The organism is Dyella terrae (genome assembly GCF_022394535.1).
Lineage (GTDB): Bacteria > Pseudomonadota > Gammaproteobacteria > Xanthomonadales > Rhodanobacteraceae > Dyella.
On the sequence record NZ_CP089414.1, the window covers coordinates 53910 to 80040 of the forward strand.

At 60.2% G+C, this 26131-nt stretch carries 23 protein-coding genes; 14 read left to right on the forward strand and 9 right to left on the reverse strand.

Annotation, left to right across the window (positions count from 1 at the left end; all coding sequences use genetic code 11):
- Nucleotide 1 precedes the first annotated feature (1 nt).
- The 8 genes from bcsZ to DYST_RS00275 are packed head-to-tail and all read left to right on the forward strand — an operon-like array spanning nucleotide 2 to nucleotide 12117.
- Nucleotides 2–1180: a cellulose synthase complex periplasmic endoglucanase BcsZ gene (gene bcsZ / locus DYST_RS00240; protein WP_239949127.1), complete on the forward strand. Its 1179-nt coding sequence runs from the start codon at nucleotides 2–4 to the stop codon at nucleotides 1178–1180.
- On the forward strand, nucleotides 1162–4965 hold the full coding sequence (locus DYST_RS00245) for a cellulose biosynthesis protein BcsC (RefSeq protein WP_239949129.1): 3804 nt from the start codon (nucleotides 1162–1164) through the stop codon (nucleotides 4963–4965). The genes bcsZ and DYST_RS00245 overlap by 19 nt, the downstream gene beginning before the upstream one ends.
- A gap of 30 nt (nucleotides 4966–4995) precedes the next feature.
- The gene (gene bcsE / locus DYST_RS00250; RefSeq protein ID WP_239949131.1) at nucleotides 4996–6759 is read left to right on the forward strand and encodes a cellulose biosynthesis protein BcsE; all 1764 of its coding nucleotides are present in this window, start codon (nucleotides 4996–4998) and stop codon (nucleotides 6757–6759) included.
- Between the two features lie 7 nt (nucleotides 6760–6766).
- The gene (locus DYST_RS00255; RefSeq protein ID WP_102302194.1) at nucleotides 6767–6967 is read left to right on the forward strand and encodes a hypothetical protein; all 201 of its coding nucleotides are present in this window, start codon (nucleotides 6767–6769) and stop codon (nucleotides 6965–6967) included.
- Nucleotides 6964–7761 carry a cellulose biosynthesis protein BcsQ gene (gene bcsQ, locus DYST_RS00260; protein ID WP_239949133.1) on the forward strand — a complete coding sequence of 266 codons (798 nt, stop codon included), beginning with the start codon at nucleotides 6964–6966 and terminating at the stop codon, nucleotides 7759–7761. Before DYST_RS00255 ends, bcsQ begins: the two co-directional genes overlap by 4 nt.
- Nucleotides 7758–10325 carry a UDP-forming cellulose synthase catalytic subunit gene (gene bcsA, locus DYST_RS00265; protein WP_239949142.1) on the forward strand — a complete coding sequence of 856 codons (2568 nt, stop codon included), beginning with the start codon at nucleotides 7758–7760 and terminating at the stop codon, nucleotides 10323–10325. The genes bcsQ and bcsA overlap by 4 nt, the downstream gene beginning before the upstream one ends.
- Nucleotides 10326–10336: 11 nt before the next feature.
- The gene (gene bcsG / locus DYST_RS00270) at nucleotides 10337–11923 is read left to right on the forward strand and encodes a cellulose biosynthesis protein BcsG (protein ID WP_239949143.1); all 1587 of its coding nucleotides are present in this window, start codon (nucleotides 10337–10339) and stop codon (nucleotides 11921–11923) included.
- Nucleotides 11923–12117, forward strand: coding sequence for a hypothetical protein (locus DYST_RS00275; protein WP_239949145.1), 195 nt, complete (start codon nucleotides 11923–11925; stop codon nucleotides 12115–12117). The genes bcsG and DYST_RS00275 overlap by 1 nt, the downstream gene beginning before the upstream one ends.
- Before the next feature lie 4 nt (nucleotides 12118–12121).
- On the opposite strand, the gene DYST_RS00280 is transcribed toward DYST_RS00275, so the two are convergent.
- From DYST_RS00280 to DYST_RS00290, 3 genes are all read right to left on the reverse strand, one after another.
- A complete protein-coding gene (locus DYST_RS00280) occupies nucleotides 12122–13885 on the reverse strand; it encodes a GGDEF domain-containing protein (RefSeq protein ID WP_158241289.1) in 1764 nt (587 codons plus the stop codon).
- 360 nt (nucleotides 13886–14245) lie between these two features.
- The gene (locus DYST_RS00285; protein WP_239949147.1) at nucleotides 14246–14932 is read right to left on the reverse strand and encodes a hypothetical protein; all 687 of its coding nucleotides are present in this window, start codon (nucleotides 14930–14932) and stop codon (nucleotides 14246–14248) included.
- Nucleotides 14933–15496: 564 nt separating this feature from the next.
- Nucleotides 15497–15724: a hypothetical protein gene (locus tag DYST_RS00290; protein ID WP_239949149.1), complete on the reverse strand. Its 228-nt coding sequence runs from the start codon at nucleotides 15722–15724 to the stop codon at nucleotides 15497–15499.
- A gap of 816 nt (nucleotides 15725–16540) precedes the next feature.
- Between DYST_RS00290 and DYST_RS24230 the strand changes: the two genes are divergently transcribed.
- From DYST_RS24230 to DYST_RS00300, 3 genes are all read left to right on the forward strand, one after another.
- Complete coding sequence (locus DYST_RS24230) at nucleotides 16541–16741, forward strand: helix-turn-helix transcriptional regulator (RefSeq protein WP_428993943.1); 201 nt, start codon at nucleotides 16541–16543, stop codon at nucleotides 16739–16741.
- A 185-nt stretch (nucleotides 16742–16926) separates the two neighbouring features.
- Nucleotides 16927–17520, forward strand: coding sequence for a hypothetical protein (locus DYST_RS00295; RefSeq protein ID WP_239949150.1), 594 nt, complete (start codon nucleotides 16927–16929; stop codon nucleotides 17518–17520).
- A 179-nt stretch (nucleotides 17521–17699) separates the two neighbouring features.
- Nucleotides 17700–18329: a hypothetical protein gene (locus tag DYST_RS00300; RefSeq protein ID WP_239949152.1), complete on the forward strand. Its 630-nt coding sequence runs from the start codon at nucleotides 17700–17702 to the stop codon at nucleotides 18327–18329.
- A 330-nt stretch (nucleotides 18330–18659) separates the two neighbouring features.
- Here DYST_RS00300 and DYST_RS00305 read toward each other — a convergent pair whose 3' ends face one another.
- Nucleotides 18660–18950, reverse strand: coding sequence for a helix-turn-helix domain-containing protein (locus DYST_RS00305; RefSeq protein WP_239949153.1), 291 nt, complete (start codon nucleotides 18948–18950; stop codon nucleotides 18660–18662).
- A 368-nt stretch (nucleotides 18951–19318) separates the two neighbouring features.
- On the opposite strand from DYST_RS00305, the gene DYST_RS00310 reads away from it, so the two are divergent.
- From DYST_RS00310 to DYST_RS00315, 3 genes are read left to right on the forward strand one after another with little or no spacing between them, the layout of a single operon-like run.
- Nucleotides 19319–19855 carry a hypothetical protein gene (locus tag DYST_RS00310; RefSeq protein ID WP_239949155.1) on the forward strand — a complete coding sequence of 179 codons (537 nt, stop codon included), beginning with the start codon at nucleotides 19319–19321 and terminating at the stop codon, nucleotides 19853–19855.
- A gap of 41 nt (nucleotides 19856–19896) precedes the next feature.
- Complete coding sequence (locus DYST_RS24235) at nucleotides 19897–20238, forward strand: energy transducer TonB (protein ID WP_428993944.1); 342 nt, start codon at nucleotides 19897–19899, stop codon at nucleotides 20236–20238.
- 4 nt (nucleotides 20239–20242) lie between these two features.
- Nucleotides 20243–20578 carry a hypothetical protein gene (locus DYST_RS00315; RefSeq protein ID WP_239949157.1) on the forward strand — a complete coding sequence of 112 codons (336 nt, stop codon included), beginning with the start codon at nucleotides 20243–20245 and terminating at the stop codon, nucleotides 20576–20578.
- A 515-nt stretch (nucleotides 20579–21093) separates the two neighbouring features.
- Here DYST_RS00315 and DYST_RS00320 read toward each other — a convergent pair.
- The 5 genes from DYST_RS00320 to DYST_RS00340 all read right to left on the reverse strand — a co-directional run bounded on the left by DYST_RS00320 (nucleotide 21094) and on the right by DYST_RS00340 (nucleotide 26113).
- Nucleotides 21094–21339, reverse strand: a complete 246-nt coding sequence (locus DYST_RS00320) for a hypothetical protein (RefSeq protein ID WP_239949158.1) — start codon at nucleotides 21337–21339, stop codon at nucleotides 21094–21096.
- Nucleotides 21340–21588: 249 nt separating this feature from the next.
- On the reverse strand, nucleotides 21589–22233 hold the full coding sequence (locus DYST_RS00325; protein ID WP_239949160.1) for a hypothetical protein: 645 nt from the start codon (nucleotides 22231–22233) through the stop codon (nucleotides 21589–21591).
- A gap of 1587 nt (nucleotides 22234–23820) precedes the next feature.
- Entirely contained in the window at nucleotides 23821–24282 is a 462-nt protein-coding gene (locus DYST_RS00330) for a hypothetical protein (protein WP_239949161.1), read from the reverse strand.
- 132 nt (nucleotides 24283–24414) lie between these two features.
- Nucleotides 24415–24591, reverse strand: a complete 177-nt coding sequence (locus tag DYST_RS00335) for a hypothetical protein (RefSeq protein ID WP_239949163.1) — start codon at nucleotides 24589–24591, stop codon at nucleotides 24415–24417.
- Between the two features lie 388 nt (nucleotides 24592–24979).
- Nucleotides 24980–26113, reverse strand: a complete 1134-nt coding sequence (locus DYST_RS00340) for an acyltransferase family protein (protein ID WP_239949165.1) — start codon at nucleotides 26111–26113, stop codon at nucleotides 24980–24982.
- Between the last annotated feature and the right edge of the window lie 18 nt (nucleotides 26114–26131).

Below are 26131 nucleotides of genomic sequence, written 5' to 3' on the forward strand. Positions count from 1 at the left end.
CATGCGACGCATCGGGATGTCACTGTTGCACGCGCTGCTGGTCGCTGCTGCGATGTTCGCATCCGGTAGCGCGCTGGCCACGGCGTGCGCGTGGCCCGACTGGGACCACTTCAAGCAGAACACCATGAGTGCGGATGGCCGCGTGATCGATGCGAGCACGCCCGAGCAGGTCACCGTGTCCGAAGGGCAGGCATATGCACTGTTCTTCGCCTTGGTCGCCAATGATCGACCGACGTTCGACCGCTTGCTCAACTGGACGCAGAACAACCTGGCGCAGGGCGACCTCACCAAGCACTTGCCCGCATGGCAGTGGGGGCGTCACAGCGCGAAGGAAGGTGACCAGTCATCCGCGCCCACATGGGGCGTGCTCGATAGCAACCCGGCGTCCGATGCGGATATCTGGATCGCCTATACCCTGCTCGAAGCAGGGCGCGTGTGGCGTGAGCGTAGCTACACCGCGTTGGGTACGGTGTTGGCCCGAACCATCGTGGCGCAGGAAACCGCCGTACTACAGGGGCTCGGACGCACTGTGCTGCCCGGGCCCGTGGGCTTTCATCCGAAGGACGATGTGTGGCGGCTCAACCCCAGCTATGTACCGCTGCAAGTCATGCAGCACATGGCGGGCGCGTTGCCGGAGCAGCCGGAATGGAAGGCCATGCTCGACAGTTCGGCGAAGCTGGTTGCCGACACCGCGCCGCACGGATTCTCGCCGGACTGGGTGCTATACCAGCGCGACAAGGGCTTCGGTCCCGACACAGCCACCAAAGCCGAGAGCGCATACAACGCGATTCGCGTCTACTTGTGGGCAGGTATGCTCGCCACCGATGCGCCGGGACGCCAGGCCGCGCTTGATGCATTCAAGCCGTTGGCGGACTACGTTGCCGCGCATGGCGCGCCGCCAGAGCGCGTGGACACGCAGACCGGTGCGGTAGTGGGAAACAACGACGGCAATGCCGGTTTCTCGGCGGCCGTAGCGCCGTATCTCGCCGCGTTGGGGCGTAACGACTTGGCCTTGGCGCAGGTGCAACGCACGCGGTCCCTCGCGGCGCAATCACCATTGGGTTACTACAGCCAAGTGCTGGCACTGTTTGGCCTTGGCTATCTGGACGGCCTGTATCACTTCGATGCAGGCGGCGCCGTCGTTCCTGCCTGGATGTCGACGTGTCCCGCGGCGCACTGAGCGACATCTTCTCGCCAGCCATCGTGCTGCTGGTGGCCAGCAGCGTGATGCCCGTGCTGGTCATTGCACAGGTGAGCAACACCGCGCTCAGTCCGCAGATGAAGCAACTGCTGGACTCGGCGCGTGTATGGCAATCCAAGAACCGCCCGGACATGGCGCGCGGCATCGTGGAGAAGGCACTGCTTATCGATCCCACGCAGCCCGATGCGCTGGGCCTGATGGGGCAGATCGAGCTGACATCGAATCGACAGGCCGATGCCGGCAAGGTGCTTCAGCAGTTGCAAAAGCTCTATCCCAGTCATCCGGCGACGCTGCAACTGGCCGACGAGTACCGCCTCGCTACGCGCGACAAGACCGCGCTTGCCGAGGCCCGGCTGGATGCGCGTACCGGTAAACCGGATGAGGCATGGCGCAAGATGCAGGCACTGTTTCCCCGTGGCGCGCCCAGTGGTGCCTATGCCGGCGACTACTATCGCGCGATGTCGTCCGCGGGGCAGCGCGATCGCGCCCTCAACGAACTGCGTGAGCGGGTGCGCCAGAACCCGGACGATCTTGGCCTAGCCCTGGTGCTGGCCGACATGCTCACCGATCGCGGGAGCTCGCGCCTGGAAGGTCTGGACATCATCTACCGTGTCTACCAACGCCCCGATGCCAACCGACCGCAGGCGCTGGAACTGTGGCGACGCGCGCTCAACAGCGCGGGTGCCGACGATCCTGCGTATTACGTGTGGTATCAGCGTTACCTCAAGGAAGTGCCCGACGACACGAGTGCCAAGTCGGCGCTCGCCGCGTTGGCGAAGAAAGGCGGCGCGACTTATGTGCCGCCACCACCGGGGACAGCAACTGCCAGCGCGGCATCCTCCAGCCGTTCGTCGTCCGGGCCATCGCCCACGGCGCGACAAGGCGCGGCACTGGGCGAGCAAGGTCTGGCCAAGATGCGCGATGGCCGTCACGACGAAGCCTATGCGCTGTTTGCACGCGCACTGAAACTCGACCCCGACAACACCGGCAAATGGCGCGGGCTGATGGCCACGGCCAAATTCTGGGGCACCTTGGCGAAGGCGCGTGCCGCCAACGACCAGGGCCATCCCGAGCAGGGCGAGGCGTTGGCCCGCGATGCGCTGAGGCAACAACCGAACGAGGCCAATGCGAAAAAGGTGCTGGCAACCTCGCTGATGGCGCAGAAGAAATGGTCGGAAGCCGAAGCCATCCTGCGCCCCATGGTGGAAGCGAAACAACCGGACGTCGATGCGCTGGAACTGCTCGCCAAGCTGATGATCGCCACGCATCGTACCGACGAGCTGACGCCGCTCATCACGCAGGCCGAGCGGCAATACAAAGGGTCCAGCGACGCGATGGTGAAACTTCGCGTGCAGCTGCTTTCCATCGAGGCGGACCAACTGATTGCGGAAGGAAAGAGCGGTGCGGCCGTATTGCGGCTGGAAGATGCCGTGACCCTGACGCCGCAGGATGCATGGCTGCGTTACACGCTGGCACGTCAATATCGCGATCTGGGCCTTCCCGCGCTGGGGCGCTCCGTGATGCAGGACGGTCTGCGCGACTCCACGTCACCGGACATGCGCTACGCCACGGCCCTCTATCTGAACTCATTGGACGACATCGACACGGCCAGCAGTGTGCTGGCGCAGGTGCCGGACGGCCAGCGCACCGACGGCATGCGCGAACTCGCGGTCAACCTCAAGGCCCAGCGCGATCTGCGCGAGGTGAGGCAACTGGAAGCTCAAGGACGGCAGCCGGAGGCGCGGGCCTTGCTGGACCGCATCGCGCTCGATGTGCATGACGACCCGCAGATGCTGGCCAGCGTGGGGCGCGAATGGATATCGCTGGGTGATCCGGACAAGGGCCTGAAGCTGGTGCGCGATTGGCTGGATACACATCCAAACGACCCAGCCATCGGCGTGCGCCTGCGCTACGGTGAACTGCTTGCCGCGGCCAATCGCGATGATCAACTGCCTGGCTGGATCGCAGATGCGCGCGCTCGTTCCGGTGTCACTGCAGACCAGCAGGCGCAATTCGACGACCAATTGTTGCGATTGTCGCTGCGCACCGCGGGTCGGCAGATCGATGCCCGCGATCTCGCGGGTGCCACACACACACTAGATGCGGTGCCTGAGCCCGGCAAAAAGGACAAGCGCTGGTTGTTGGCCCAGGCCGACCTGCGCGAGGCGCATCGCGACTATCGCGGCGCGGAAGCATCCGCACGCGAAGTACTGATCGACCATCCGGGCGATCCCGATGCGCGCTTGACGATCGCGCGCATGGAGGAACGCATGGGGCACCGCAGGGCCGCGCAGGACATCATCGACCAGGTGTTGGCCGATACACCGCCGGACGATGTTGATACACGCCTCGCGGTTGCCCGGCGCTACACGGCCATCGGGCGAAACACGCAGGCGCGCGACGTGGTCGATCCCTTGCGGCAGCTGTATCCGGATCGCTCCGACGTCACCATGCAGGCCGGCCGCGTGGCCCAATCGCAGGGGCACTACAACGATGCCGCGCAGCTCTACCGCAGCGCGTTGACACAAGAGCAGAGCGAGGGCGACACCCCGAGTCCGGTCGACGGCCTCACCTCGGCGCAACGCGCGCTGCAAGGGCTGGACGATCGTCGGCAAGGGCAGGTGGCCACAGCGGTCATCCAGTCCAACGAATCCGGCAGCAGCGGCATGTCGCGGTTGGATGCGACGGAGATCCCGCTCTATGTGCGCATACCGGACGGCTATGCCGGTCACTACTTTTTCCACGCCGATACCGTGTTGCTCAACGCAGGCACCTTGCCCGCCAATCAGTTCGATCCGGCCTACGAGTTCGGCAAAATCGCCGCGCTCGGTAACGTCGGCCTGCGTCCGGTGGATCAGACGGACAAAGGCGTGGCGTTGGCGGCGGGTTACGAGTTCAACGGTGCGAACAATACGTGGCGCGCGGACATCGGCTCCTCGCCGGTAGGTTTCACGGTGACCAACGTCCTTGGTGGCTTCACCTATCGGCACGACTTCTACAACTCGTCGCTCTCCGTGGACGTGTCGCGTCGCCCCATTACCAGCAGTCTGGTGTCCTATGCGGGTGCGCACGATCCGGTGACTGGCCAAAGCTGGGGCGGGGTGGTGCGTAGTGGCGTTACCGTGCGTGGCGCGCAGGATATAGGGCCGACCACTCTGTTCGCCTCGCTGGGTTACGGCGTGCTCACCGGCGAAAACACCGAGACCAACCGGGACTTCAAAGTACGCACCGGCATTGACTGGCCGGTGTACGTCGGCACTGATCAACGATTCTCCAGCGGCCTGGTGCTGAACTACTGGCACTACGCGAACAACCAGCACTTCTACACGTTCGGCAACGGCGGGTACTACAGCCCTGGCAAATACGTGTCGGTGTCCATTCCGCTGGACTGGACGGGACGCTACAAGCGCTGGGCCTGGGAACTGGAGGCCTCCGTGGGCAACTCGTGGACACGCGAAGACCAAGCGCCGTACTTCCCCACGCGCCCCGATCTACAAGCGCAGGCGGTGGCCCGCATGGCTGCGGCGGATGTCGGTTCGCCGTACTTCGGCACCGGTACCGGTGGCGGCTTCAGCTACACCGTTGCGGCGGCGCTGGAGTACCGGTTGACCTCGCACTGGGTCATCGGCACGCGTTTCAAGCTCGACCGTTCACGCGATTACGCGCCCAACCTTGGCACGATCTACCTGCGCTACTTCTTCGACCAGCAGCGGCTGCCGGTGCCGTTCCCACCCAACCCGGTCAAACCGTACTCCGCGTACTGAACCGGCGAACCGAACCCTGGGACGAAAGCCGTGACGAATCTTCCTCCACAACCTTCCGAACCGACCGACCGCAGGACACCGCGGGCGCGCCTGCGACTGAACCAGTCGTTGGCCATCGAAGGGTTGCCGCCAGCGCTGTCGGCACTGGCGACGGGTTGCGTGTACGCGGTTTATGCCAGTCGTTCGCCCGCCCGTGACGCGTTGTTCTGGAGGACATCGGCGAACGCGCTGCTCACGCCGGTGACGGTGATTTCCACGCGTTCCGCCGACGACGTGGCACAGGCTTTGCGCCAACACGGCACGGATATCAACCAGCCTGGTGCGGTACATCCCAAGTCCAACGTTTGCGCGCTGCACCTCCCGCAAAATCGTGACGGCTGCGACGTGCTGATGGAGTCCTTGCAGTCGCTATCCGCCCAGTGTGCCGCCCCCGCCAGCCCGTTCCTGATCGAGGGCGTGGCGGCCTGTTTCGCTTGGCATGATCGCGCCGCACTGATTCGCCAAGGTGCGGCGTTAGCGGGCTGGTGCGCGCAGACGCGCCACACCGTGCTGCTGGTCATGTTGCCCCCGCTAGTGGAGCAGAGCGGCGACTTCCGCCCGTTGACCGATTTCCAGATCCAGTTCGCAGGCGCGGCACAACTGGTACACGTGCAGGGTGAGTTCCGCTGGGAAGTGGCTTTCTGGCGCGATGATCGCGGCGCGCTGTCCGCGACGGAATCCATCCCGCTGCGCTTCTCCGGCACCGATCATCGGCTGGTGGCCGTGATGGATGCGAATCGTGAGAACGGCGAAGGCATCGGTATGCTCGCGCCCGATGAATCCGTGGTGATGGTGTCGCACGCCGCCGTAGCCCGCGAGCGCGTGGTGCCCAAGGCATGGCAGGTGCTGGCGGACAATGAGGCCCTGGTATCGGCCGCCAGCCGCGCCGTCGCCGCCACGGTGATCCTGCATTACGGCATCGATGTGAGCCTGGCCACGCTTGCCAAGCAAGTGAACTTCCTGCGCAGGCAGTGCGGCAAGGCGTTGAAGATACTCATCCGCGAAGACAACGTCAGTATTCGCTACGAGTTGCTGATGCTGACCCTGGGTGCCAATGCGATCATTCCGCGCAGCATGCCGCTGGCGCAGGTGGAAATTGTGGTGGACAGCGTGCAGGGGCAATTGTTCTCGCGTCCGGTGCCGGACGATTACCGCGCGGCGTTGTCCGCAGCCATGCGCGACTCCACGACGGGATATGTACCCGCGCATCGCTTTATCGAACTGGTGCGCGAGGCGGTGGAGCGCAGCCGTCCGATCCGCCTGCCTAATGTCTTGTTGCGCCTGCCACTGGAGCACGATGTGGCGGCTATCGATGCGCTCAATGCTTGCCGCATTCGCCGCACGGGCGACCTGTGCACGGCGAGTGGCGACAGTTTGTTTGTGTTCTTCTTCGCCTGCCATGTGGATGAGGCGGGCAAGGCGATGGAGAAGGTGTTCGTACGCCCGCTTTCCGACTTGTTCCGTGGCGAGCTTCGTTGCGGTGACCGCGAAACGATCCAATCCGCGCTCAACGAATTGGAAGACGAGATCGCCGAGCTTCCGCCACCGGACTACACCGGTTTGGTCGAGCCGGCCAGGCCGGTTCAAAGAGGCCTCGCGGAGTCTCAACCGGAACAGACGGCAGCGGATGCGGCAAGCGACGAGAGCAAACCGGTGCTGCCCATGCTGGGTGCCGTGGACACCGCCGCCAACGCGCCGGCCAGCACGCGTCCACCGGCGCGCCCCGCATCGTTGCCTTTGAAGGCGCGGGGGTGAGGCGACGATGAGCATCTTCTTCGGCTACTTCATCTGGGGGCTCATTCTTGCTGCGCCCTTAGGGTGGTTGTGGTGGCGGTTCCGGTTGGGCTACTGGCTGTCGCGTTCGCGCACGCTGTTTCGCCGTCACAAGATCCAGTTGCCAGCACCATTGGAACCGCTCGTGATCCGTGGAAAGCGCCAGGGCGCCGCGGGGAGGAAGGCATGAAAACGATTGCCATCCTGTCTCCGGTAGGCGGTGCGGGACGCACGACGCTCACGGCCACGCTGGCGGGCCTGCTGATGGCGCGCAAGCATGCAGCGTTGGCGGTGGAATGCGATCCGCGCAATGTGCTCACCTTCTATTGCGGCTTGCGTACACCGGCACGAAAGGGGCTGGTGACGCACATCGTGTCGCAGACGGACGACTGGAGCGACGCTGCGCTGCAAACCGAAGATGGTGTGCTGTGGCTGCCATGGGGTGGCGCCAGAGGCGACGGCCGTGGGCCGGATGCCGAGTCCGCCGCGGCTATCGCCGCCGCCTTGCATGAGCAGCCGAATTGGCTACGTCATCTGCTCGCGCGCGTTGATCTGCCCGGGCACGGCGTAGCCCTGATCGACACACCGGCCTGGCCATCGGTGTACGCCGCGCAGGCAGTCGCTGCTGCCGACTTGGTGCTGGTGGTGTTGCCGCCGCAGCCGTTGGCGTGCGCCACGCTGCCGCGCCTGCGTAGCGAACTGAAGGCGCTCGGCAAAGAAACCGTCTACGTGGCAAACGCGGCCTCGCCGGCGTCGCAGCTGCATACCGATATCCTCACGCTGCTACGCGACACGCTGGGGGCCGAGCTTTCCGTTTATCGCGTGCATGCCGACGCGGGTATTCCCGAGTCGTTGGCGCGCAACGAGAGCTTTGTACACGCGGCACCGCATTCGCAGGCGGCGCACGATATGCAGGGCCTTGCCTCGTGGCTGTCGAGTTGGATCCATAGCGCCTATCAGCCGATAGCAGGGAAGAGGGCATGAACCAGCCCGTGCCTGCATCCATGATGTCGCGCTTGCGGCGCACGCTGGCGCAGCAACTGGGCGTCAACGCCGAGGCGGAGCGCGGTACTTGGCTATTGCGCTTGGTGTTCCGGGCGCCGCGCCCAGGGCAGCGCGATTGGCCGGCGGTGTGGGCAGAACGTCTGGGTCGACATCTGCGTTTCGAGCTGGCGATGGAACCGGGCGAAGGTGCGGGCGCATGGTTCAAGCGGCTGTTCTTCCGTCCGCGCCGCCGCCGCGTGCGACTGGCGGCCAATCTGCGCAGCGCGCGGCATTATCGTGGTGCGCGTCGCGGCTCAATGCTGCTCGGGCGCATCGGCCAATGGCTGGCACCCGTGCAGGGCGCCGTGGGGCGGGCAAGGCGCGCCGTGTCGGCGCGTCTGCCGGTGGTGCCGTGGGCAAGCGTTGGCGACCGTGTGGACCGATGGTCTTCCGGGTTGGATCGCATTCCCTACCTCAAGCAGGTGATCCTGCTGCTCGCGTTCTTGGTGGCGGTCGCGTTCTGGACGACGCCGTTGGCCATCGACGCTCAGTTCCGCTTGTTTATCCTGGTATGCGCAGTGATGATCATTGCGCGGCGCATTCCGGGGCGCTGGCCGACCATGCTGATGGTGTCGCTGTCGATCCTGATGACGGGCCGCTACATGTGGTGGCGCATCACGCAGACGCTCAATTTCGCCACGCCGATTGAGGCGGTTTTCGGCTACTTGCTGTTCGCTGCGGAGATTTACACCTGGATCGTGCTGTTCTTCGGTTATATCCAGACGGCATGGCCGTTGAACCGCCAACCCAAGCCTTTGCCAGAGGATACGGACAGCTGGCCCACGGTGGACGTCTATATCCCCACCTACAACGAACCGCTGACGGTGGTGAGCCCGGCGGTACTGGCCGCCAAGAGCATGGACTGGCCGAGCGACAAGCTGCGTGTCTATCTGCTGGACGATGGCAGCCGCGAGGAGTTCGCGCGTTTCGCCGATGCGGTGGGCGTGGGCTACCTCACGCGCGAGGAGCACCGCTTCGCCAAGGCCGGCAACATCAATCACGCACTGGCGATGACCAGCGGCGAATTCGTTGCCATCTTCGACTGCGACCACATTCCCACGCGCTCGTTCTTGCAAACGACCATGGGCGAGTTTATTGCGGATCCCAAGTGCGCCATGGTGCAGACGCCGCACCATTTCTTTTCACCGGACCCGTTCGAGCGCAACTACGACACCTTTCTGCGCATTCCCAACGAAGGCAGCCTGTTCTACGGGCTGATTCAGGACGGCAATGACTTTTGGAACGCCACGTTCTTCTGCGGGTCGTGCGCGGTGATCCGTCGCGCGCCACTGATGGAAGTGGGTGGCATCGCGGTGGAGACCGTCACGGAGGATGCGCACACCTCGCTCAAGCTCCATCGCCGGGGCTATCGCACGGCGTACCTTCGCATCGTGCAGGCGGCGGGACTCGCCACGGAAAGCCTATCCGGCCACATCGGGCAGCGCATCCGCTGGGCGCGGGGCATGGCGCAGATCTTCCGCATTGATAACCCGTGGCTAAAAAAGGGCCTCACGTTTTTCCAGCGCATCTGCTACAGCAATGCGATGCTGCACTTCTTCTACGGTATTCCTCGCCTGATTTTCCTGTCCATGCCATGTGCCTTTCTGTTCTTCGGACTGCACGTGTTTGGCGCGGACGCTATTTCCGTGATGGCCTACGTGTTCCCGTACCTGTTTATTTCCGGGATGGCCAATTCGCGCATCCAGGGCCAATACCGCCATTCGTTCTGGGCCGAGGTCTACGAATCGGTGCTGGCGTGGTACACGGTGCTGCCCACCACCATTGCCTTCATCAACCCCAAGAAGGGCAAGTTCAACGTGACGGCCAAGGGTGGCCTGATCGAGAGTGAATACCTGGACTGGGCGACATCCAAGCCCTATGTGTGGTTGCTGGCGATCAATCTTGCAGGGTTGGTCGCGGGTATCGTGCGCATCTTCACCGTCCAGCGCGATGAACCGATCACCGTGCTGATGAACATGGTGTGGGCTTTGTTCAACGTCGCCATGCTCGGTGCAGCGGTGGGCGTGGCCAAGGAGGCCCGACAAGTGCGCGTGTCGCACCATGTGCCGTTGTGTGTACCGGCGACACTGGTGCTTGCCGACGGAAAGACCATGGCCTGCAACACCGAGAACTACTCCACGGGCGGCCTGGGCATGGTGCTTCCCGAAGAACTGAAGCTGGAGCGAGGGGCACCGCTCGGGGTGGCCTTGTCGCGCGGCGATATCGATTACTACTTCCCCGCGGTGGTGGCGCGCAACAGCGGCGTCCATCTCGGCCTTAAGTTCGAGGAATGGTCGTACGAGAAGGAAACCCAACTAATCCAGTGCACCTTTGGTCGTGCTGACGCCTGGGTTCGCTGGGAAGAGGAGCTGGTTCCCGACGCGCCTTTGCAGAGTTTTGTCGAGGTGATCGAGATGGGCTACCAGGGTGTGCTACGACTTTTCGATGCCTGCCTGGACGCGGCAGAAGCCGTCTTCGTGCGGCGCCCGCGCCGGTCGGACTGATGGGGTAACGCATGGGATTCTGGAATCTCTATTTCATTGCCAAGCTCTATCTGGCCGCGAAGGGCAGCATCCAGCCGATTTGGTGGCTCAACCTGCTGTTTGCGTTGGCGCTGCTGGTGCCACTGCATAAGCGTTGGCAGCGCGTGGTGAAGCAGATCGCGGCTGTGCTGCTGGGGGCGGCATTGCTTTACCACGAATCAGATCTGCCGCCGTTTGGTTACGTGCTCAGGCAGATTCCTGCGCTGGCGTCGTTCTCGCCCACCTATCTGATGGAGCTGGCCCGTCGCGTGTTCACGCCTGCGATGGTCTACATCCCGATTGTCGTCATCGTGGTCTATGCGGTCATCAACCGTTGGGTGCGTGTTACCACCTTCGTAGTGCTGGCGTTGATCGTCTTTCCACTGTGGCAAGGCATGGACACGTTGATCGCCAAGTCGCGGCAGGGGGATAGCTACGCTGCAGCGAACCCACGAGCCGATGCGAATGCCGCCAATGCGGGCGCCACGGGAGCCACCGGAAGCTACGACGAGCAATTGGCTGCTTTCCATCACACGGAGAAGAGTCGCCGCGTGGCGTTCTTTCCGCCGGACAAGGATCCGGATTCGCAGTTCGACATCATCGTCATCCACATCTGTTCGTTGTCGTGGGATGACCTGGACGTTGTCAACATGCGTGACAATCCGCTGTTCGGCAAATTCGACTATGTGTTCAAGAACTTCAGTAGCGCAGCCAGTTACAGCGGACCCGCAGCGATCCGCTTGCTGCGCGCGTCGTGCGGACAAGAGAGCCACCAAGAGCTGTACGGCGCCGCGCCGCAGGAGTGCCACGTGTTTGCAGACTTGGCGGCCGCTGGCTACGACGTGCAGTTCATGATGAACCACAACGGACGCTTCGATGATTTCATCGGCACCGTCCAACGCGAAATAGGCCTGTCCGGCATTCAGCCGCAGCCGACTGATGGCCTGCCGCCCTTCATGCGGGAGTTCGACGGTTCCCAACTGGTCAACGATTACGACGCGTTGGCGCGCTGGTATCAGGGCGTTGCCGCCAAGAAGGGTGGGCCGGTGGCGTTGTACTACAACACGGTATCGATGCATGACGGAAATCGCCTGCCCAACAACAATATGACCAGCCTGCAGTCCTATCCCATCCGGTTGACCCGGTTACTGGGCGACATCGACCGGCTCACTGAGGTGATCGCGCACTCGGGCCGCAAGGCCATGATCATCTTCGTACCCGAACATGGTGCCGCGCTGCGGGGCGACGCAGGGCAAATTTCTGGCCTGCGCGAGATCCCCACGCCACGCATTATCAACGTTCCGGTCGGTGTGAAACTGGTCGGCCTGCCACCGGGCAAAGCGCCGGCAGGGCACACCATTTCCATCGACACGCCCACCAGCTACCTGGCGCTTGCCCAATTGATGTCGAACCTTGTGGCCAACAGCCCATTCAAGGCCGATGCACCGGCGCTGGACCAGTACGCGCATGATCTGCCGCAGACCCGTCTGGTGGGCGAAAACGAGAACACCGTGACCCTGAGTACCGCTAACGGCTACGTGATCCACACACCAGATGGCGTCTGGATGGAGGGCAAGTGATGGCTGCGCCACGTGATCCGCATGAGCGGATGCTTCCCAATGATATTGAAACCTATGCGCGCTACGTCGAAGGTGTGGACCCTTTGCGTTACTTCGATAGCCAATTGAACGAGGTGCGCGAGGCGGCGCGCAAGCGTTGGCCGTTGCTCGCAGACGTGCTGTACCCAGATGATGCGGGATCCGCACCTCGGTAGTAGTTCACGCCAGCGGTGCGGTTTCCACTCGGTTGCGGCCGCCTTCCTTGGCGCGATAGAGCAGGGCATCGGCTTCGCGCAGTAGAGATTCGACATCAATCGAGTTGCCATCATCGCGCCGGGCAAACGCCACGCCGATACTGACGGTGAAACCAAAGCTCTGTCCGTCGGCAGTGACCGTTGTTTCATCGTGCAGGCGAAGGCGTAGCCGCTCGGCCAGCGCGTGTGCCTGCTGTGATTCCTGCACACGCGACAGCACGACGAACTCTTCGCCACCGAAGCGAGCAACGATGTCGTCGGCGCGCACGGTTTCACGGCAGACGCTGGCCAGCAGCACGAGCGCCTTGTCACCGCTGTCATGGCCGTAGGTGTCGTTGATGCGCTTGAAGTGGTCGATATCCATCAGCAGAAGCGCCACCACGGGGTCATTGCTGCGCTCGTCAGCCAGCAACACGTGCGACCGACTTTCGAACGCGCGTCGGTTGAGCAGGCCGGTCAACGTGTCGGTTTCGGCCATGGTCTTCAGCTCGCCGATCAGGCGTTTGCGTTCCTTTTCCAACTTCAGACGCCTGGCGTCGTTCTCCTTGAGCACGCGTAAGGCGCTGAACAACTCTCGAACTTCGCTGCCGTATTGCTTGCGTGGCAGCGATACCGACGGATTGCCCGAAGCAATGGCGAGAATGACACGCCGTGCTTCCACGAAAGGCCGAATGATCCGCTCACGGAATCGCCAGATCATGAGCAGCAAGAGGCCGGTCAGCAGCGCCGCGAAAATGCCTGAGGCGACCAGATAGATGAGGTGCCATCGCAAACTGTCGCGGATGGTGCTTTGCGTGAGCGCCAAGGCATCGTCGCGGAAGCGGTTGATGGGGATGATCAGGGGGCCGTATCGCTCGTAAACCCTCAGAGGAAGCTCGTCCGCGCCAGATGGACGCTGCGCCGACTGCCGTAGATGATCGATCAAGGTGAGGGCATCACCAAAGTAGCGCTTGTCGATGTCCGCGTAGTCGGATCGCAACAGCGCGGGAAGGACGCGGATGCTGGGTTCCATCAATAGCCGTAGCTGGTCGATCTTGCCCAGTGTGCGCGCAATATCGAACGTTTCCTGCTCGGTGAGTGTGCGGCGTGCTATCAGTGCCGGGGCGAACTGTGACACGAGCATGCCGGCATGTTCGCGCAGCAGTGCGGAGAGTCGCGCGACGAGCAGATAGCTCTGCACATCGGCGTTCTCGCGGATCACACCCATCGCGCCAGTTTCGGCAATGGATGACAGCTGAGGGATCGTATCGGCCAGGTGCGCGAATCCATCCAGCGCGGCCGTGTTGGTGTGCTCGTTCCGTGCCATGCTGCGCAAGGCGTCGAGATGCTGTCGTGCGTCCGCCAACTGACTGCGCGTGCGTTCCCACTGGGGCACCAATGACGCGCAATGCCTGCAATCGGGATCGTGCAAGGCGGTACCCAGTTTGTTCAGGCGCGTATCCGTTTCCTGCCGAGCGGCCGTCATGGCGTTGAGTTGCTCCGCGCTCGGGGCAGCGTCGGCGACTAGCACTGCAAAGGTAGGGCGGCGCTCGCTGGAAACGTCAGCCATGGCGCGCAGCGCCGCCTGCACAGCGATGAACTCCTTATCGGCTTCATAGGCGTCCCAATAACCACGCCATTGCGTGCCGAACAGCCACAGTACGAGCCCCACCACGACGAGATACAGGGTGGTGACGATGTAGCGAAACCGTCGATTGATCGATTCGCCAGATGGCACGGTGGATGGCATGCGCGCGCGTGGTCCCGAGCAGCAGGTAGTCCCTAGGAGAGGACGATCGCAGCGCTGGCTCCCTGCGCGTCTGGACGGGCGCGATGCACCCATGCAACCGTCCTGGCGTGTCTTCCCCCTGTTACGGTGCACAGTCTCGGCGGCGGTCCGTGATGGCTCCGTGGGCAAGCGTCCATGGACGACAGCCGATCCTGCCGAAGCTGCTGGATCTGCGGGTGGATGCGTGGCGCTTGGTGAGCGAGCGGGTCGGCGCAGGGTAGGGAGTTCATCTTTGCCGCCAACTTCAACGAACGGCGCACCCTGCATCACGGCATCGTGGACGCCTCCGCCGCGGTTACCGAGCCGGGTAACGGAGGCCCTTCATGCATGCTGAAGAGATGCCAGCAGCGCGTGCAGATTCTGTGGAACGATACGAATGAGCCCGCCACGCGGACTATCGATGTCCGCGATGAGCATAAAGGACACCGCCACCACCAGCGGCAGCACCAATAGCAGCCCTCGTTGCGAGCCCACCTTGAACGATCCCATGCCCACCAGCAGGTTACTGCCGAGCGCCACCACCATCATCAGCAACCACGCGGCGACGGGTATGCGGTTCCACCAGGCGGCCTGCGTATAGCCTTCCGAATTCAGCACGTCGTTCATGCCCGCCACGACCAGGGCCGTGATCGGGCTGGGTTGCAGGCCGGCAGGCGCGGCCATCCCCGCCCACAAACTGGCCTGCAGTGCGTTCTTGCGCGCGGCAATGGCCGGGAGCTGACTGCGATCGGTGGTTTCGTAGAAGGTGATGCGCTGTTCCAGATAGCTGACTAGCAGGGGACGCAACTTGGTCGCGTCCTCGGGCGGCAGCAGATCCAGGCGGACGTACTCCGTGCCGATGGCGTTGGCTTCCGCTTCCTCGTAGTTCTTGCGCTGGTCGTAGCGGCTGATGGCCATGGAAAAGCTGAAACCGATGATCAGGCCAAGCAGGGTCAGCGTGGCACCTTGCACTACGTTGAACGTATCGGCCGCCTCCCCTTGTTCGCAGAACCCCTGCGTGCCCACCACGCGCCGACGCGCTCGGCAATCCACATGCCGATCAGCGACAAGACAAACACCACAAGCGGGTGATTAAGGGTGAAACTCATGCGGGTGCCCCTTTGGCGAATGGCGACTGGCGTCGCGCGGCGGCCACAGTGTACGGACACTTGCGAAGTGAGAGTGAAGGGGCTGCGGTGTCCGGTTGGCCAATGTTCTGCGCCTCGTTAGGGGCGGCCAAGCCTCCAGAAGACACCTCTTCGCTCGCTGTGTTTGTGCTTAATTTCGGAGGTGTCCGATGTTGGGATCGAGCACTGTTTTCTACGATAGCCCTGCCGGCCCTAACTCGGGGTTAGGTAAGGGCAGCTAAGTGCACGGATTGAAGGTGCTGCCCGCTGGTCGGCCGGGCCCCTTAGTGGGCCCGTTTTTCTAGCAGTATGTCGACCGCCTGCTACGTCAGATGTTGGGTAGAAGAGGCGATTCATGACCTTCACCCAAAAAAAGCCGCCCAGAAGGCGGCTCGTTTGGATTCGTTTACCCCAGTAGGTTTCAGCTGTCCGCCATCGGCTTTCGCGGGCGACACAACTTCAACGCTCATGCCGCCTTCTTGGTTCCTTCAATTACTTTTCGCGCGTCAGCCGCGGCGGACAAAGCGTTGATCACGTCGGAGTCAGTGAACCATTCGTTTGCAAGAATGGCATCCAACTCATCGACCCACCGTTGATGTCTTTCCAGATCGATATGCCTGATGCCCTTCGCGGTAACCCACGCGATATGTTTAAGGTGATGATCCCGAATCTGTTCGATGGTCTGCCGGTTCACAGAGCGTCCTTGGGCCAGTATTGGTGATGGGGCATGGTCTAGAGAGCGCTTCTCTAGCGCGAGTTAATGAACTCGAGATTTACACATCCATATCCAGAAGGAATATCGGAAAAATCCGAATAGCTCGCAAAAGAATCTCATTGAGGGAGGGCACTGTGTGGGGTATCGACGCTGAGGCGTGCCATGGTGGTTCACTTCCGGAAAGAAAGTCCCGTGAACAAAAAAAGCCCGGCGATTTCTCGCCGGGCTTTTTCTTCATTGGTGGAGGTGGCGTCCATCAAACGAAGATGTGTGTGTCGCAAGCGGCTGGGGTTCTGCCATTCGCTCGTTCGTTAGTTGCCCCCAAAGTTGCCCCCGGACACTAACGGCTCGGCTAAGTGCTAAACGCCAATTGGTCGGGTTTTTCCAGCTAAGTCGGCCAGCTCGTCTTTTATTTGTCAGCGGCAAAGGCCATTGGCTTTTCTTATGGCAGCAGCACCGCGATCCTGAACGTGATTATTATTTTTTGGTTAAAAAGATGGGATTTGTAAGAAAGATATCGATTTGTAAGAAAGATATCGATTTGTAAGAAAGATATTTTTGTCACCGACCCTAGGGTTTCGAAAGCGCCGTCAGGGCCCCTCAGAATGGATATTTTGAATTCGCCCTAGCTACCCGAGGGTTCGCCTTGCCTCTTGCCCACTGGTGCGTAGAGCAGCACTGGCGCAGTCTCAGGGGCATCACGTGGAAGCTGAATTGCCATGTAAGTAGCTGATTGTATTGAGATGTCTGGATGATGATCATAGCGACTCCAGACCACAAGCTTAGGGGGTACCAATGGCAGCTTCAGCTAAAACGATTCGATTCATTCGCCTTCCCGCCGTTCTGGCGAGGGTTGGCCTGTCTCGTACGCAGATCTACAAGATGATCGGCGATGGACAGTTCCCGGCGCAGGTCCGCCTATCCGCAAGGACGGTGGCGTGGTTAGAAGATCAAGTCGTTGATTGGATGAATCAGCGCTTGGTTGACGCTTGCTAAGTGCAGCATCTTTCTAGCACGGCGAGTACACGGGACTCGCAGCTCTACTAAATAGAGCAGGTGCATCCGCTGGCATATGGTCAAACTAGCCAGCAAACACCCTTCAACTTGGCATATCAACTGGCGAACTTCGGTTCGATCAGAGGGAGTCTATTGCCTAAAGAAACTTCTACTAGGAGATATCAATGTTAATGATCAAGCAATTTGACGATGAGCAACGTGATGATGAGGCCAGCTGGGCAGGTCATCTATCTACATGGCATGACTATGTACAAGTAAGGAAGCTCTTGGAAAGCTATGGGCCTTATCGATTCTTCCTGACGCTCAGTTTTAATTACGAATTGTCAGATCATGAAGGGCAAGAGGCACTAGCCAAGCTATGGCGCCGACTGATGAAGAAGGTCCTCGGCAAGCGCTGGATCAGCAAGGGCGTCAAACCAATGACGGGCGTCGCAGTGCTGGAAAAGGCGCAGATCTTTGCACAGTCGACCCGTGAATTCGGTAGCTGTCACTTTCATCTACTTGTACACCACCATCCGCACCTTTCCGAGGATGATCTGATCGCCTCGATCACACTGCTGCTTGCCTTTGCCGATGCCGCTAAGCAACTGACGCATAAGAACCGCCGCTGGCAGCTAGTCAGCAAACACGGTGTCAGCCTCAAGATCATTGGACCCGGTGAAAGCCCCAGTTTCGTTAAATACGTCGCCAAGGAGGCCCTACGCCATGGATGGAAGTGGGATGAGCGCGTCTTCTACTTAGGCAAAGACGGCATCTGAGTAGATCCCCTATGGGCTGCGCGGCGATCAACTTGATCGCACAGAACATTGGCAGCCCCAAGCTGTAGCTCAATCAAATGTTGCTGCGGCAATCCCTAAAACCTGATGAGACTCGCCGGAACGAGCAAACGGCGGGCGAGGGTGACTATTGCTCAAAACATGACTATCAAGGAATCCTAATGAATAAAGAACACATGATGCTGAATTCCAGCGACCGTATCATCTGCGTAGAAGTCGATCCCGCCGCGCCTCCACAACTGCTCTCGATCGGGGGAGAAACACAACGTTTCGGGCCATACATCGCACGTCTAGAACTCGATGTCGAGGTACCTTCCGAGGCTAAGCTCGTGGCCTTCCTACGCCACCTAGTGCGCATCCAGCATTCCCCGTGCGATGGTCTTTTTGGCAGTGCTCCGGGGACAATACATGGTCACATAGTCGTGCAAGATCCGAGTTGCGACGGCAAATTCCCTGGAGGCACGTATCGCGTGGTGATGTGGATAGCAGACGATCCCTCCTTCCACGGCGTTGATGACGATGGTCGCGCAGAGAACGCAGAGAACGCTGCTTATGCGTTTGAGATGGGCGCGGAAAATGTATTTTTCGAGCTCGACAGCGGCCTCTCACCGTGCCAAGACGGCATCCTACATCGCTGGGTGTCCACGGCTGTTCCGGAATGTTGGCTTAGCTACCAAAAGGGCATTGCCACGGTAGGGTGGCCTATAGGTCTGCACGCGCACTTCGTAGGCCCTGACCTGTTCGAAGTTCCAATGGACGGCGACATCATCAAGCCGAAATCAAGCGATTGATATCCGTCAGTTAGCTAACGGTGAGGGTTAACGAGAGAATCTTTCGATGACCCCGTGGAAATGCCCCAGAAGCAATGGGATGGAGCGGAAGTTGGACACAGGCTGTGCCTATATATGTGGTCTAACTCCGCTCCATGCCCACTATTGGATCAACCGGAAGCCTTGTGGTGTGGGCGCCGTTGTTCGAGGGAAGGTTGGGAAAACAGGTCGAGCTAGGCCACTTAGACAGGCTGGCAAATAGGAGATATTCCCCTAGTTGACCTTTCGAATACCGTTTCCTCTTACCCTGTGGGCAACACCGCAGCGACCCATAAGATCTCAGGTGGGGTGTCAGGTGTTCTTGGCCCACGATTTCTCCAGCCTCTTGGCAAAGGCTGTCAGTGTTGAGCCACAAGCTGAGCTCCAATCATGCAGCTGGAGTGCGTCGAGCCGAATGATTCCCCTCTCGGCCATCGATACGTAGGACTGTGAGCGTCCTAGTTTCCTTCCCAGTTCCGCCTGTAACAGGCCTGCCTCACCCCGCAAGTCCACAAGAGTCTTCAGCACGGCGGCGTATTCAGGCCTGTGTAGGCTCTTTGGTGCCGGGGGAGCTTTTGGGCGTGGCTTTTTGGGCTGTGCCATGGGTTCGCCTCACGAGGGTGAGCGAAACCTATAGCTAAGCCTTTGATATGCCGACTTTTAATATCAAATGTTTTGATATTTTGCGAACGTAAGGATACGCTGCGTGACAGAAACGGGCCTCGGCCTTTCATGGAATTCAAACGGGGGAGTTATGGCTGGAGCCGCTGGGGCAATCGTTGTCCGTGACGATGGCAAGACCATCTACTGGCGTAAGAAGTGTGAGAGCTGCGGCTTTGTAGAGCCCGGTTCCCATGCTTCTGCCAAGCCAGCACCCCACTCGATGCTAACTCGCGGCGCCTTCCATTGCCCCAAATGCCGGCGAACCTCAGAAGTCATCCTATTCGGCTAGCCCATTTTCAACTCTTCCCATGACCGCTGCCATTCCGGCAATGGATCAACACTCACTCAATCACATCACTGACATGACTGAAGAAGCCAAGAAAGCCGACTCGAAGAAGGTATGGGTAAGAACGATCGGGGGCGCCCTGATTGGATGGGGTGTTGTGCATTTTATTGGTACTGCATTTGGTCATTCCGGCGCAGACCATGTGACCTCAATCGGCATGGTCCGCTTGACCTCTTGCGAGTACGTGGAGAGTTATGGCGACCACACCATGGGCTATAAGTGTGTGGCAAAGAACTGGGCGGATGAACCCAGTAGACCTCGGGCGCAATGTGTTTCGTTCGATGATCATGGACGACTGATTGGCTCAGCCATGTCGATTCGATCACTGAGTGGTGAAACGCTTGGTCCGGGCGAAGAGCGGGTAGTGTCCCTGATCCTTCAGGAATCGGCGAAGTATGCCGAGTGCTCGGACAACGGAGACATCTTTACGTGGGATTCGCTCATGAAAAACAAGGCGGATCTGGAGAAAGACAAGCTCATCACAGTGGTTCCCCTATGACTTGCTGGGTCAATCGCAGGGCATTTCTAATAAGCATTGCTATGGGAGCATGGTTGATCGGTCAGCAAGCGCTCGCTGATTCGCAGGAGAGCCTGCAAAGCGGCCACTGTACGTCGACCTTCACTTATCGCTACCGGCCCGTTCCCCCGTATCCAGCGACCGCCCGAAAGCAGCACCACGCAGGTACGACGGTGCTCGACATTGTTGTAAACCCGGACGGGACGCCGAACGCAGTAAAGGTATATGGCAGTAGCGGATATCCGGAACTGGACCAGTCGGCGCTTGCCACAGCCGGCACTTGGCATTTCTCTCCTGTGACCTGCAAAGAGAATGGACTACCTACTCAAGGTCACATTCGTGTTCCCATTACCTTTGGAGCATAGCCCCATGACTAAGGCTGTACTGGTTTCGCTGGGCCTCACCTTAGTGTTGATGTCCACCCTAGCAACGGCCAAAGAACGAAACTGGCAGGAATCCACGGAGACCGAAACCAAGCTGTGGGTGCGTGACAAGAGCGAAGGCGCGCCGTTCGAAGCTACCTTCAAGGTCACCAAGCCGGATGGCAGTACCAGCGTTGCGAAGGCCAAATCAGGGCAGGGCGGAGTGGCCGAGGTCAGTTTCCCACAGAGCTTCGGGCTGTATGGCCCCATGGCTCATGGCAACTATCGTTGGGAAGCATCTGTAGACGGAAGAATTGTCGCGACCGACGAATTTGGCCGGTAAGAAATTCGACGACCATTTGACCTGCGCCCGATACAACTTTGGCTTTTGGATTGTTTCCTTTTTTATGCCATCGTTGAGACGGCTACTAGGCTGAATTTGCGAGAGCAATGTAGACGGCAAGGTCCACTTTGGGTCGGAATGTTCGTAGCTGGCCGGTGCAAGTCCCGCCCACACCGGCGGCGATCTGCCGGCGACGCCCAGTGTCATGGAAGGCGGAACGGAATACCTATAATGGGTCGGGAGAGGACCTTGGCTCCCCCTTAACAAAGAAGAGCCCCGCTAGACCGCTCGGGGCTAATTGATGCACTGGGCTTGTGCTTAAGAGTGGAGCGCTGTCAAAAGCTATCCTCGCCGCGCCCGGCGGGACTGCAACCGGCTGTTATCGATGGCACCACGGCGCGCCAAAAACAGCACAGCAACAACGGCCACTCCATTGGCTAGCACTTCCAGCAACATCGATCCCCCTTTGATCGCCAAACTGGCACGGGAGAGTCGTATTCGCAAGTGCATGCGACTCAAGGAAAGTCGTGCTGCAAATGCCCTCGACTGAGTTCGGTCAAGCCGTGGCGCTCCATCGTCGCGTAAACCTGCTCCCACCACCAAACACGATCCCGATGATCCACTGCTGACGATGGCACTTGGGCTAGGCGTTCGAATGCCTCCCAAAGTACTTCTTCAGCCTGCCCTTCCGTTTTCAGCTTAATCAGCTCGGCATCGAGCTGCACAAACCGCTCTAACAGTTGGTCTCTCGTCAAACTCATGCCCATCGCCGCTTTCCCGTCTACGCAACGAGACGTTGCGCCCCGGGCCTTTCAAACTGCTTACCGGATAGCTTGGCGGGATAGTTCAAGCTCGTCTCTGAAAGGTCTGCTATGGGTCGGAGGCGGACCTAAGCAGACGCTCAACGTCTGAGGCAAACAGCGCCCCGAGCCCAGGCGGCTGATATGTTTGACCCGATATGGGTGACGAGTTCGATCCAGACCAACTGGCCGCATTTTTCGGCCGGAAAGTCATGGCCGTGTCCCTTCTTGGACTTCGTTAGCGCAGAGCTGGCCCGCCAACATCTCCGCCTGAAAGCGCCGGTAACTCAGCACCGCGGCCACGTCCAGCATGCCCAGCCAGCGCGGTGCCGTCGGCCACATCGGCTCGGTGACCAGGCCCAGGGCCAGCAGGATGTCGCGGTGCATACAGCGCACGTCTTGCCAGTCGAACGTGTCACTACTGAGCGACAGCTGGCGCCACCGACTTCTCTGAATGATCAGCGACACCGTGCCCTTATACTGGACGAGGCCCAGCTGCGCGATGTCCTCCAACACGATCACCCGTCGGCCGACGAGCCAAGTGCGCACAAGCGCTCGGTTATCAATAACAACGCGGACCGTCGCCACATACGCTAAGCCGGCGACGGCGACCGCCGCGCCTAATGCTGAGACGCCGGCCAGCAGCGGATGGTGATTGCCCAGACCCTGCCACGCCCCCCACATCGCCACGCCTCCACAGACCAGGAGCGCCAGAGTGTTCAACAGACGCGTTTGGGGGAGCGGGTTGTAATGTTTGCTCCCCGTGTCAGGGGCGGCGTGGGAACCATTGATGTTGCCAGGAGAAAGTGCTCCCCTTTCCTTCATTGCTTCCGCGAATTTGTCAGGTGTTTTCAAGCTGATCTCCTCCTCGGGAAGGTCTGCACTACTTGCTGCGAACAGGGGTAACGCCACGGCACGCACGATCAGACCATTGCTTACAGTTCCCCTTAGTGCTTAGGTCCGTTATGGGTCGCAAGCAGACCTTACGATTTACCAAGCTGTCGCTATACGCAATGGATGCGACGGGTTCTCGGCTATGAACGCGTCAACGTCCGCGAGCCTTGAAGGTAATGCTGGGCCTGATGTGCTCCGGTAACTGAAGAACCGAAAACCTGCCCGATGGAGACGGCGCACCTTCTCCCACTGCTCCTTGTCCCGCTTCTTTGGTGCGCGAAATGATCGCCCCATGATGTAAAGCTGTCCCCCACATTGCGGACATCTGGCACCTCCCTCGATGCGCGGTCGGGTCTTAAAGCTCTTGCAGCATCCGAAGCAGGCATGTGCCACTAGATAATCTGGTCCGGCCATAGGCCCTCGATCCTTCAGCTAGCTGCGTCCGCTACCGGTCGGAAGTAGACATGTCGATCTATCACCAACTACCTGCCATCACGGCTAGTGACTCTGATGAATTCGTCTCTGGGGCCCGCGTAGCCTCCACCAATCCGACTGGGCTGTCGGCGTAAAGGAGTACCCACCGACGCGCAGGCATGCGCGCTCGTCGGTTGCCTATTCTCACCACTCCGGACACGTCGTCCTTTAACTCCACAGCAACGTTTGGTGGGTCAAACCCACTTGCCAGAAGAACATCGCGACGACTTATTCCTTGTTCGCTCATCCATGCGGATCGGGAGACCCGCAAGTGTAAGGATCTTGCGATGGCGCTCTTTGGAATAACCCCTGAAATACGAACACATCCACCAATCCAAAGGGCATCACTACTGACCACATGGGGCATGGATCGCAGCGTGCTTCGAACAGCCACCGCCCAACCAAGACTCAACAGATAAGTCGCGGCGATGACAGCATGAATGATCATTGGATGGTTCGCGCGGGACAAGGCCACAACGATGAAGGACAGCGGAACATCGCCGATAAGCCCAATGAGCACGATCGGCACAAGAATGCTGGTTAACGGACCATTGGCGACCGAAAAGAATTTGCCTGCCGGGTAGCCCGCAGCAACTAGAGCGCTGGGCCGCGGTTTACGCATGAGGATGGCGGCGAGTTCTTGCCAGAGGCTCGGGATGTGGGGGCTTGGCTTCAAGTAAATGATGTCCCTATCAACTGTTCTATCCACTCAACGAGCGGAAAGGTCGGCTCCGGGTCGGTAACGGACATTGTCGATGCTTAATCCGGTTGCGGAAGTTTGCCAGCGATTGCATCGAGCCATAGCTCCCAAGCTCCGGGGTCACCCGGCATGCCGTTCTCCCAAATCCCGGGTGAAAGGTCCCCGAGCATCGCCCCGATTCGATATTCGTGGCCGAATCGGTAGTAGTACTTGATGAGATGCAGCATCGCTCTGTACGCATCAGCTCTCGTCATGAGCTCTGAGGCAGTAGGCAGCGTGTCCAATGTGTCCATCGTGTCCCCCATAAACCCCTAATGGCTGCAATCTACTGAGTGCTTCGCTCTGCCGGCAACGTCCGATTCGGGCGGCGGACCTTAACTGACGAGGCGACGCATGCTCATACCGCCTTTCAAAAGAGCGGACAAACGCCACCGACTCCCGTCGGGTGAGTCATAGAACTCAGCGAACGCCTCGTCAGGTTTCAACTGGTCAGAGCCGCCCCTCTTCATATGCTGTCGAACTAGCCAAAGTATCCGGTAGTAGTCAGAAACAACTTCTTCGTCGGCGGAAGGTGGAATTGCTGCTTCCACCAAGCGTCTCTGGCGTTCGACAAACCAGGGCGGCATTGCGCCAGTTTCGATCATTGCGTAGAACCCCAGCCAGCCTTCAGGCTCGGGCCATGCCTGCTTGTATTGCTCACGGGCGGCAGCGCTTAGTTCTTTGAACCAAGGGACCCATGCGAGCCAGTACTCCTCTCCATGCCCCATCCGCCATCCAATACTCCCCCAAGGAATCGTCGGAAAGGCGATCCACACAGGCTTTCGCTCATCACTCATTGGTTCCCCTTAGGTCTGCAATGGGTCGCAAGCGGACCTTTCAGCTAGCTCCGCTCAATGTACAAAACCATGTCGGGATGATGCTCCCCGATGGTCTCAACGGCGTCTTGAATTGCGGATTCGTTAGCGGGATCAACCCCAATTCGCAAAGTCGGTTAGATCGAAGCCTTCCGCGCGAAGGCGCGAGAGATCCGTCGCCTCCAACAGGCCTTGATTCACCCAGATCGCCGCCTTTCCACCCCGGGCCACGTCGAACAGTTCCGCCACGCCTCGTTTCGTCAGTGCGAAAAGAACCAAAGTAGTTTCCATGAGTCTTCCGTGAAGAATTGCCGCATTGGGTCGGAAGCTGGAAAACGCCAAGCAATTGCACACTGACACTAGAAACATTGCACAGTGGCGCCAGACAAACTGCGCACCAACGCCAAAGACTCTGCACATGAGCACCAGCCTGCACGATTAGGCCAGCATGCAGGTTGCTGCTATTGATCTGCCCAACAGCGTTATTGACGCGGATTCATTTTATGGTGGAACAGCATTCCAGCACGGTTTGATCAACATGCTGGTGCCGAGCACCTTGCTTCCGTTGCCTAACTTGGGCCCTTCCGGAAGATCTGCTTTGGATTGTGAAGGCGGACACTTTGATGACCACTCCGCTCAGCTTTTACATCGCCTACGACGAAGCCGGACTTGCGACCATCTAGCCCAGCACATCTGCCTCCCGCCGGACTTGTGTGCGTCGTCGCGTACCCCGGTCGCGCCAACGAAGGAATGGGCGCTCGACAAAACCGTGTAGCGACGCACCCCCGGCCACCGTCGCGACGACATACACGGCGAACAGTACAAGACCATGTTGTTGAAGCCGATTCGCCCAGGCGCCTTCCACCAGATGAAAGATGCCCTTGTGGCTCAAGTACATGCTGTATGAGATGCCGGCCAGCCAACCCGCGCCAGGAACATGCACGCGGGCGAGCCACGACGTACCGCCGCTGGCGGCAGCCACAATAGCCACGAGCGCCAGGGACAGCAGCGGATATCCCATAACCGTGGCGACAAAGCCAAGGCGCCGCGTGAATAGCGCGATGGACGTGGCGAGCAATGCCAGCCCCAGCAGGAGGACAAGGTTGCCGAAACGGTGCACGCGAGCCAGCCACGTTGGGCGGAACACAGCGCAGGCCGCGAGCGCCACGCCAGCGAGCAAGCCGTCCAGCCGCGAATATGTGGGGTAGTAGATATAGCGCAGGAACATTAGGCCCGACGGTTCGTCGTCCCGGGCGACGGCCGGCTGGTAGTAGTGCAGCCAGAGCCAGGCGCGCAGGGCCATGCCGCCGAACACGATAGCGCCGCATAACACGCCAAAGCGGGCTGCCGACGGCTTGCGCAGCATCCATAGCGCGGCGAAGGGAAACAACAGGTAGAAATGCTCTTCAACGCACAGCGACCAGGCATGCGAAAAAGCATAGTTCTCCTGCTGATCGAACAGCAGGTTGAAGGTGAACGTGGAGAACTGCCAGAGGGGCTGCATACCAGGGGTTTCACGCCAGGCCGGCCATAGTGCATACAAGGCAAGCACCACGAAGAACACGGGAAGGATGCGAAACGCCCGGCGGCGGTAGAAGTCGCAGAGATCCAGCGCCCCGCCAGCCGCGATGGGGCGCAGCACCTGCGTACCGATCAGGAAGCCGCTCAACACGAAGAACAAGTCCACGCCCATCCAGCCATACCACTCCGCACCGGCCAGATGGTCGCCGAGGCCACCAACCAGGTAGGAGTGGAACAGCATCACCCACACGATGGCGAGAGTGCGAAGCAGATCGAGACCGGGAATGCGCATGAAAGGGCGTCGGATGAG